Origin of the sequence: Bacteroides sp. MSK.20.82, assembly GCF_019052485.1 — a bacterium.
Lineage (GTDB): Bacteria > Bacteroidota > Bacteroidia > Bacteroidales > Bacteroidaceae > Bacteroides > Bacteroides thetaiotaomicron.
Genome location: NZ_JAHQUN010000092.1, coordinates 1 through 7,655 on the forward strand (window position 1 = coordinate 1; position 7,655 = coordinate 7,655).

At 42.0% G+C, this 7,655-nt stretch carries 6 protein-coding genes and 1 pseudogene; all 7 read left to right on the top strand.

Features of this window, described 5'->3' with window-relative positions; translation table 11 throughout:
• Positions 1-295, top strand: a pseudogene (locus KTR07_RS27355) (hypothetical protein); the annotation flags it as partial.
• Positions 296-306: 11 nt separating this feature from the next.
• On the top strand, positions 307-1,344 hold the full coding sequence (arsB, locus tag KTR07_RS27360) for an ACR3 family arsenite efflux transporter (RefSeq protein ID WP_004326343.1): 1,038 nt from the start codon (positions 307-309) through the stop codon (positions 1,342-1,344).
• Between the two features lie 133 nt (positions 1,345-1,477).
• Positions 1,478-1,780, top strand: coding sequence for a helix-turn-helix transcriptional regulator (locus tag KTR07_RS27365; RefSeq protein WP_004326342.1), 303 nt, complete (start codon positions 1,478-1,480; stop codon positions 1,778-1,780).
• A gap of 62 nt (positions 1,781-1,842) precedes the next feature.
• Positions 1,843-3,186, top strand: a complete 1,344-nt coding sequence (locus KTR07_RS27370; RefSeq protein ID WP_217315556.1) for an MATE family efflux transporter — start codon at positions 1,843-1,845, stop codon at positions 3,184-3,186.
• Entirely contained in the window at positions 3,183-5,477 is a 2,295-nt protein-coding gene (gshAB, locus tag KTR07_RS27375) for a bifunctional glutamate--cysteine ligase GshA/glutathione synthetase GshB (protein WP_217315557.1), read from the top strand. Before KTR07_RS27370 ends, gshAB begins: the two co-directional genes overlap by 4 nt.
• 90 nt (positions 5,478-5,567) lie before the next feature.
• A complete protein-coding gene (locus tag KTR07_RS27380; protein ID WP_004326338.1) occupies positions 5,568-6,452 on the top strand; it encodes a serine O-acetyltransferase in 885 nt (294 codons plus the stop codon).
• Positions 6,453-6,462: 10 nt separating this feature from the next.
• A complete protein-coding gene (gene cysK, locus KTR07_RS27385) occupies positions 6,463-7,407 on the top strand; it encodes a cysteine synthase A (protein WP_004326335.1) in 945 nt (314 codons plus the stop codon).
• Positions 7,408-7,655: the final 248 nt, after the last annotated feature.

The following is a 7,655-nucleotide window of genomic DNA, read 5'->3' on the forward strand; positions in this document are numbered from 1 at the left end:
CTCACGTACGGTTCTTAGAGGGGAAAGCTCCCGTAAGGGGGCTGACCTACTCGACGATTATGTAATAACTGTATGCGGAGATGCAAATGAAAGCTGTCCTACATTCATAGGAAAAGTAGGAAAACGTCTTCATATCGGCTTTGACGATCCTTCACACGCAACAGGTACACTGGAGTTTATTGACTCGGAGTTTCGCCGTGTGCGTGACGAAATCAGAAATGCCTTTGCCCGTTTCTACATTACTGAAATCAGAAAAGAAGTATTGCCAAAATGCTCTTGCGGTGGCAACTGCTAAAAAATAAGGATATGGAAAAAGAGAAAAAAGGAATAGGTTTTTTTGAACGATACCTAACAGTGTGGGTGGCTATCTGCATTGTAGTAGGAATAGCAATAGGACAATGGTTTCCTGCCATACCCGAAACACTCGGTAAGTTTGAATATGCGAATGTATCCATACCGGTAGCCATTCTTATATGGCTGATGATTTATCCCATGATGATGAAGGTGGATTTTCAGAGTATTAAGAATGTTGGAAAGAAACCTAAAGGAGTGTTTATCACTTGTATTGTAAACTGGCTGATAAAACCGTTTACGATGTTCGGCATAGCATGGATATTCTTCTTTGTTATATTCAAACAGTGGATACCGGAAGCACTGGCTGGTGAATATCTAGCCGGAGCCGTACTGTTGGGTGCTGCACCCTGTACAGCTATGGTATTTGTATGGAGCTATCTTACTAAAGGCGATGCTGCCTATACGCTGGTACAGGTAGCAGTGAATGACTTGCTTATTCTGGTGACTTTTGCTCCGATAGTGGCTTTTCTTCTCGGTGTTGGCGGAATAACCATTCCTTGGGACACGCTTACACTTTCTGTAATTTTGTTTGTGGTCATACCTCTTGCAGGTGGTGTAATTACACGCCGTACTGTAATATCGAAAAAGGGAGAAGACTATTTTAATAATGTATTTATAAAGAAGTTCGACAATGCTACTATAATCGGACTATTGCTCACATTGATAATTCTGTTTTCGTTTCAAGGTGAAACAATCCTTGTAAACCCACTGCATATTCTATTGATTGCAGTACCCCTGATTATACAGACATTCTTTATATTCTTGCTTGCATACGGCTGGTCAAAGGCTTCAGGACTGCCACATAACGTAGCTGCTCCGGCAGGTATGATTGGCGCAAGTAATTTCTTTGAACTTGCCGTTGCTGTCGCCATATCGCTGTTCGGTATTCAGTCCGGAGCTGCACTTGCAACAGTGGTAGGTGTTCTGGTAGAAGTGCCTGTAATGTTGAGCCTTGTACGGATTGCAAACAATACAAGAAAATTCTTCTGATAAAAAGCCTCCGGCGGGGTAACTCTCCGGGGGCTTCGTGCGTCTGTACATTAAAAAAACATAAAATTCATATCAGGGGGTTAGTTGATAAAAAACATATCGTATATTTGCGATATAAAACAATGAAAATATTATGGCATTTAGTAAAGCTGAAGAATTTGAGGAAAAAGATATTTTGGCAGCCCGTTTTGCAAAAGCTCTGAGCCACCCGGCACGAATAGCAATCGTAAGGTTGTTGGCTAACCACAATGCATGTTGTTATTGTGGGGACTTGACAACGGAACTGCCAATCGCACAATCTACCATATCACAGCATTTGAAGGTGCTGAAAGATGTAGGTCTGATAGACGGTGAGATAGCTCCACCGAAGGTTTGCTATCGTATTAATCGTGAGAACCTGCTTTTGGCAAAGAAACTGTTTTCCGAACTCTTATGATTTGATTAAGAGTTTTTTTATTGGTATAATGTATCGTATTTTTACGATATAAAATTAGAAATATGGAACAGACATCAGCAAAAAGAGAAAAAAGAAAATCACTATTGAGAATAGCAATCCCTATCATATTATCATCCTGTCTTCAGATTTCATACGATATTACAGATATGTTTTGGGTCGGGAAATTGGGAAGCGGAGAAGTGGATGCTGTTGGAACAGCCGGATTTTATATCAAGTTGGGTTGGTCTTTGATAAGCGTGATAACCATTGGTACCATGGTATCGGTTTCACACAGTATAGGGGCTGAAAAGAAGGACAGAATACAACACTTCATATCATGCGGAATACGCAGTACATTCGTGTTGGGGATATTCTATGCCCTGTTCGTCTTTATGCTGGCAGAGCCTCTTATATCCCTTTTCAATATCGAAAGACCGGAAGTAAACACGATGGCTCAGAACTATCTGAGGATAAGCAGTATCACTGTTCTTATCATGTTTATGAACCTTTTGTTTACCGCCATTATAGACGCACACGGAAAGACACAGTTCTCGTTCAGGGCGGTACTTTATGGGAATATCGTCAATATCATTCTTGACCCTCTGTTTATATTTTATTTCGGACTGGGAGTGGAAGGTGCGGCATGGGCTACGGCATTTTCACAGTGGGGTGCCATGATGTATGCGATATATCTTCTCAGACATAGGCTTGAACTTACCTTGAGTATAAAAGCGGTACCCCGCAAGTTTCTCAGGAAAATACTTGGAATAGGCACAGCACCTGCCATGCAGCGTATTTTGTTCTCGCTTATCGGTATAGCCATCGGGCGTATAGTAAGTATATGGGGAACAGATGCAATAGCCGCACAGAAGCTGGGTCTTCAGATAGAGTCGCTTTCGTTTCTTCTTATGAACGGTCTTATGCAGGCAACCTCCATACTGATAGGGCAATATTACGGGGAAAGGAATACGGATATGATTAGGAAATGCTATCGTACAAGCATCAGGCTTGGATATTGTATTTCCATACCTGCCACATTCATATTTTTAGCTTTCCCGGAAACCATACTGTCATTTTTCGTGAAGGAGGCTGCCACCATAGAAATAGGCAGTGCCTATCTGCGTATAGTCGGCTTCTCACAGCTGTTTGCCACACTTGAAATACTCACTTCGGGGGCTTATACCGGACAGGGGCTTACCAAATATCCTGCAACCGTGAGCATCGTGTTCACCACAATGAGGATACCTCTTGCCCTTCTGCTTGGCAAAAGTATGGGAATGGGAATAGATGGTGTCTGGTGGAGCATATCGCTTACTAGCGTGATAAAGGGCATTGTACTTTATCTATTATATAGAAAAAGGGAAAAGGAACTTGAAGAATCAAACATACAATATAGCAGTATATGAATACACAGGATTTTTGCTTTATACTTAAACAGAACAGCCATCTGCTTAGAGAGGGGTGTTTCGGACTTGAAAAGGAAAATGTCAGGGTCAATCAGGACGGTACGCTTGCCCTGACTCCACACCCGGCAGTATTTGGCGACAAGGGGAAGCACCCTTATATAACCACCGACTTTTCAGAGAGTCAGGTGGAAATGATAACTCCGCCGCTGCCAAGTGTAGGAGAGGCTTTGGGATTTATGGAAACGCTGCACGATGTGGTTACGGAGAATATCGGCGATGAGCTTCTCTGGCCTCAGAGCCTTCCTCCTGTATTGAAGGAGAATCAGGAGATACCCATTGCACATTATTCGGGAGAGTTTAAGGACAAGGAGTATTACCGTCAGAAACTTGCCGGAACCTACGGAAAGGAAAGGCAGCTTATTTCGGGAATACACTTCAATTTCTCTTTTTCGGAAAAACTGATGGACGTTCTGCTAAAAAGCGGTGTTTGCGGTAGCTCTATGGAGGAGGTCAGGGAAACGGTATATTTTCGTGTGGTAAGGAACTTTCTCAAATACCGCTGGCTTTTTATCTGGCTGTACGGTGAATCTCCGCTTGCAGAAGAAACCCTGAATGTGATTTCGCTTAAAACGGGAGAAAAGCAGCCCATGAAGTGTGGGGTAAGCCTCAGTCTGAGGACAAGTCCATTAGGGTATCGTAACCGTGAGGAGTTCTTCATCGATTATTCCTCACTTGAAGCCTATAATATGTCTATTGACAAACTGATAAGGGAAAACCGTATTGACGGACCTCACGAGCTTTATCTTCCGGTCCGTATCAAGTTTCTGGAAAAGGATAATGGTTCTCCTTCTTACATTGAGGTACGAATTGTGGATCTTGACCCGTTTACAAAATCGGGGGTATGTGCAAGTGCCATTTATTTTTCTCACCTTCTGCTTGTCTATTCTCTGCTGAAGGAGGAGAACGGAAGTCTTACGGAGGAAGAACTGCAAAGGGCAACACGTAATCAGGATATGGCTTCATGCTATGGAAGAGACGAAAAGAAGGAGTTGAAATGCTGCTCGACCACTGTACAGCAGAAAGCTACTTCTATTTTAGAAGATATGGAGAGAATTCTCTCAGAATATGGGGTGCTTGACGATGAAATCTACCGTCAGGAGATGCAGCATAATCTGTACCTTGTACAGAATCCTGAGAAGCGTATAGGCATGGTACTGTATGAGAGCATAAACAGGGTGGGGTTTGTACCGTTCCATCTGGAAAAGGCAAGACAGTATAGGGAAACCACCATAAGCGGAGGTCACAGATTTCATGGACTGGAGGATATGGAAATGTCCACACAGCTTCTGCTGAAGGCTGCAATACTTAAAGGGATAGGTTTTGAAATACTTGACCGTAAGGAAAATTTCATACGTCTGTTTGACGGTAAAAAGGAAGAATATGTGATGCAGGCAACCAAGACCTCTCTGGACTCATACGTGTCTGTACTGATGATGGAAAATAAGGTGGTAACGAAGAAGGTGCTGGAACGTGCCGGAATAAGCGTGCCGGGCGGTTATGAATACACGTCACCGGAGGCAGGTATGGCAGACTACCGCCTGTATGCAGGGAAACCTGTGGTAATCAAGCCTAAGTCCACCAATTTCGGATTGGGTATAACCATACTGAAGCACAACTATGATGAAACGGACTTCAAGGCAGCCTTGCAGATAGCCTTTGAGCATGACAACACGGTGCTTATAGAGAAGTTCATACCGGGAAGGGAATTCAGGATATTCATCATCAATGATGAAGTGGTAGGTATCCTTCACCGTGTTCCGGCAAATGTGACGGGTGACGGTGTTCTGAATATCGGACAACTGATAGACATGAAGAATGAAGATCCGCTCAGAGGTAAAGGATATCGCACCCCTTTGGAGAAAATCAGAAAGGGGCGTGAGGAAGAAATGTTTCTGAAGCAGCAGGGAATGGATTTCAACACTGTACCCAAAGAGAGGGAAGTGGTCTATCTTCGTGAGAACTCCAATATCAGTACGGGAGGAGACAGCATAGATTTTACAGACGATATAGACGATTCGTACAAGGCTATTGCTGTGGAAGCTGCAAAAGCTCTGAACGTGAAGATTACCGGACTGGATATGATGATACAGGATATTCATGCTCCTGCCACACCGGATAACTATGCGATCATTGAAATGAACTTCAATCCTGCCATACATATACACTGTTATCCGTTCAAGGGCAAGAACAGACACCTGAACCATAAGATGATCAAGGCTTTGGGATTTTAAAGACAGTGCAGACAATAAAAAGGATATGACCTATCCTTTTTATTATAGGTTTAATCAACGTATATTTACGATTTAAATATATATAATCACATGGAACATATTACATACATCGGAGAAGTTGTTGAAAAGTTGGCGGATCATTCATCATTCCCTGAACTTTTCATCAAATATGAAGAAGGAGACCCGATACCTTCAGGTAAAGCCATACATGAGATAATAGAACTTTGCCGTGCAGTCCTGTTTCCGGGATATTATGGAAATCATACGGTAAACAGCCAGACACTCACATTTCATCTTGGGGTGACACTGGAGAAGCTGAGCTATATCCTGACGCAGCAGATACAGGCGGGTATGCTCTTCGGAAATGAGAACATGAAGGAAAGGATAAAGGGAACTCCCTGCTGCCAGACGGCAAGAAAGTATGCCGAGAGGTTCATACGGAGCCTTCCCGAAATGAGAAGGGTGCTGGCAACGGACATTCATGCAGCCTTTGACGGAGATCCGGCAGCGACCTGTATCGGGGAGATAATATCCTGCTATCCTGCCATCAGAGCCATTTCAAACCACAGGATTGCCCACGAACTATATAAAATGGAGATACCGCTCATACCGAGAATTATCAGTGAGCTTGCCCATTTTGAGACAGGGATAGATATTCATCCGGGGGCTGAGATAGGAGAATATTTCAATATAGATCATGGAACCGGTATCGTGATAGGGCAGACTTGTATCATCGGGAATCACGTCACACTGTATCAGGGTGTCACACTCGGTGCAAAAAGTTTCCCGACTGACGAAAACGGAAATCCGATAAAGGGAATACCACGCCACCCCATATTGGAGGATAATGTGACGGTATATTCAAATGCTACCATATTGGGGCGTATAACAATCGGCAGGGGGGCTGTTATCGGGGGTAATCTCTGGGTAACAGAAGATGTGGAACCATACGGAAAAAGAGTACAGAAAAAATAATCTGATAAATATGAGCAATATAAAGGACAATTTGCTGCAGCTTATAGGTAAGACTCCATTGGTGCGGCTTTCTAATATATATAAAGATGAATACGGAACGGAAATCATAGCCAAAGTGGAATATTTCAATCCGGGAGGCAGTGTAAAGGACAGGGCAGCCTATGCTATGATTGAAGCAGCGGAAACTTCCGGAAAATTAAAAAAAGATGGTACAATCATTGAACCTACAAGCGGGAATACCGGAATCGGTATGGCTTGGATTGCAGCCCTAAAAGGATATAAAGTCATTCTTACTATGCCGGAAACTATGAGTATAGAAAGAAGGAAACTTCTCAAAGCATTCGGCAGTGAGTTGGTTTTGACACCGGGAAGTGAAGGTATGAAAGGTGCGATAGCAAAAGCAGAAGAATTAAATTCTCAAATAAAAGGATCTGTCATATTACAGCAATTCAAAAATCCCGCCAACCCTGATATTCACTATATGACAACAGCAAATGAGATTATTGAAGATGCAGGAAAGTTTGATGTCTTTATCTCTTGTGTCGGAACAGGAGGAAGTATTACCGGTATTGGTAAAAGATTAAAAGAGAAGAGTCCTGAAATAGAAATAATAGCAGTAGAGCCAAAAGGTTCACCTGTTTTGTCTGGAGGAGTAGCTGGTCCGCATAAGATACAAGGCATTGGTGCAGGATTTATACCTGAAATTATAGAGAGGAGTTATATTGATAAAATAATTCAGATAAATGATAATGATGCTTTTAAAATGATGCGAGATTTGGCAAGGAAAGAAGGACTTCTTGTTGGTATTTCTTCAGGAGCAGCTGTTTCTGTTGCAGTACAAGTAGCTCAAAACTGCAATTATAAAGGTAAAAGGATTGTAGTATTATTGCCTGATACAGGAGAGAGATACCTTTCTATGAATATTGCAAGTATTCATGACTTGGAAGATTACTGATTTATCTACTACAAAAAGTATTTTATAGATTTTAACGCCTTACAAATGCCTCTGAGAGGGGGTAAATTTGAAAGAATGTACTTTTTAAAGGAAACTCATCTATAATAATATTTTATGAGATACGGTTTGCTGATACTCATAAATGTAGAAAAACGAATAATTTGTGCTGATTTACGATACAGAAAATTAAACACATATTATAAATATGAAAATCAATGATTCAAAATTATATGGAAGAGTTATATTTG

What these genes read in the sequence shown, in the direction of transcription:
- arsB (WP_004326343.1), top strand. Translation starts at nt 307, where the DNA reads ATGGAAAAAGAGAAAAAAGGAATAGGTTTTTTTGAACGATACCTAACA.
- KTR07_RS27365 (WP_004326342.1), top strand. Translation starts at nt 1,478, where the DNA reads ATGGCATTTAGTAAAGCTGAAGAATTTGAGGAAAAAGATATTTTGGCA.
- KTR07_RS27370 (WP_217315556.1), top strand. Translation starts at nt 1,843, where the DNA reads ATGGAACAGACATCAGCAAAAAGAGAAAAAAGAAAATCACTATTGAGA.
- gshAB (WP_217315557.1), top strand. Translation starts at nt 3,183, where the DNA reads ATGAATACACAGGATTTTTGCTTTATACTTAAACAGAACAGCCATCTG.
- KTR07_RS27380 (WP_004326338.1), top strand. Translation starts at nt 5,568, where the DNA reads ATGGAACATATTACATACATCGGAGAAGTTGTTGAAAAGTTGGCGGAT.
- cysK (WP_004326335.1), top strand. Translation starts at nt 6,463, where the DNA reads ATGAGCAATATAAAGGACAATTTGCTGCAGCTTATAGGTAAGACTCCA.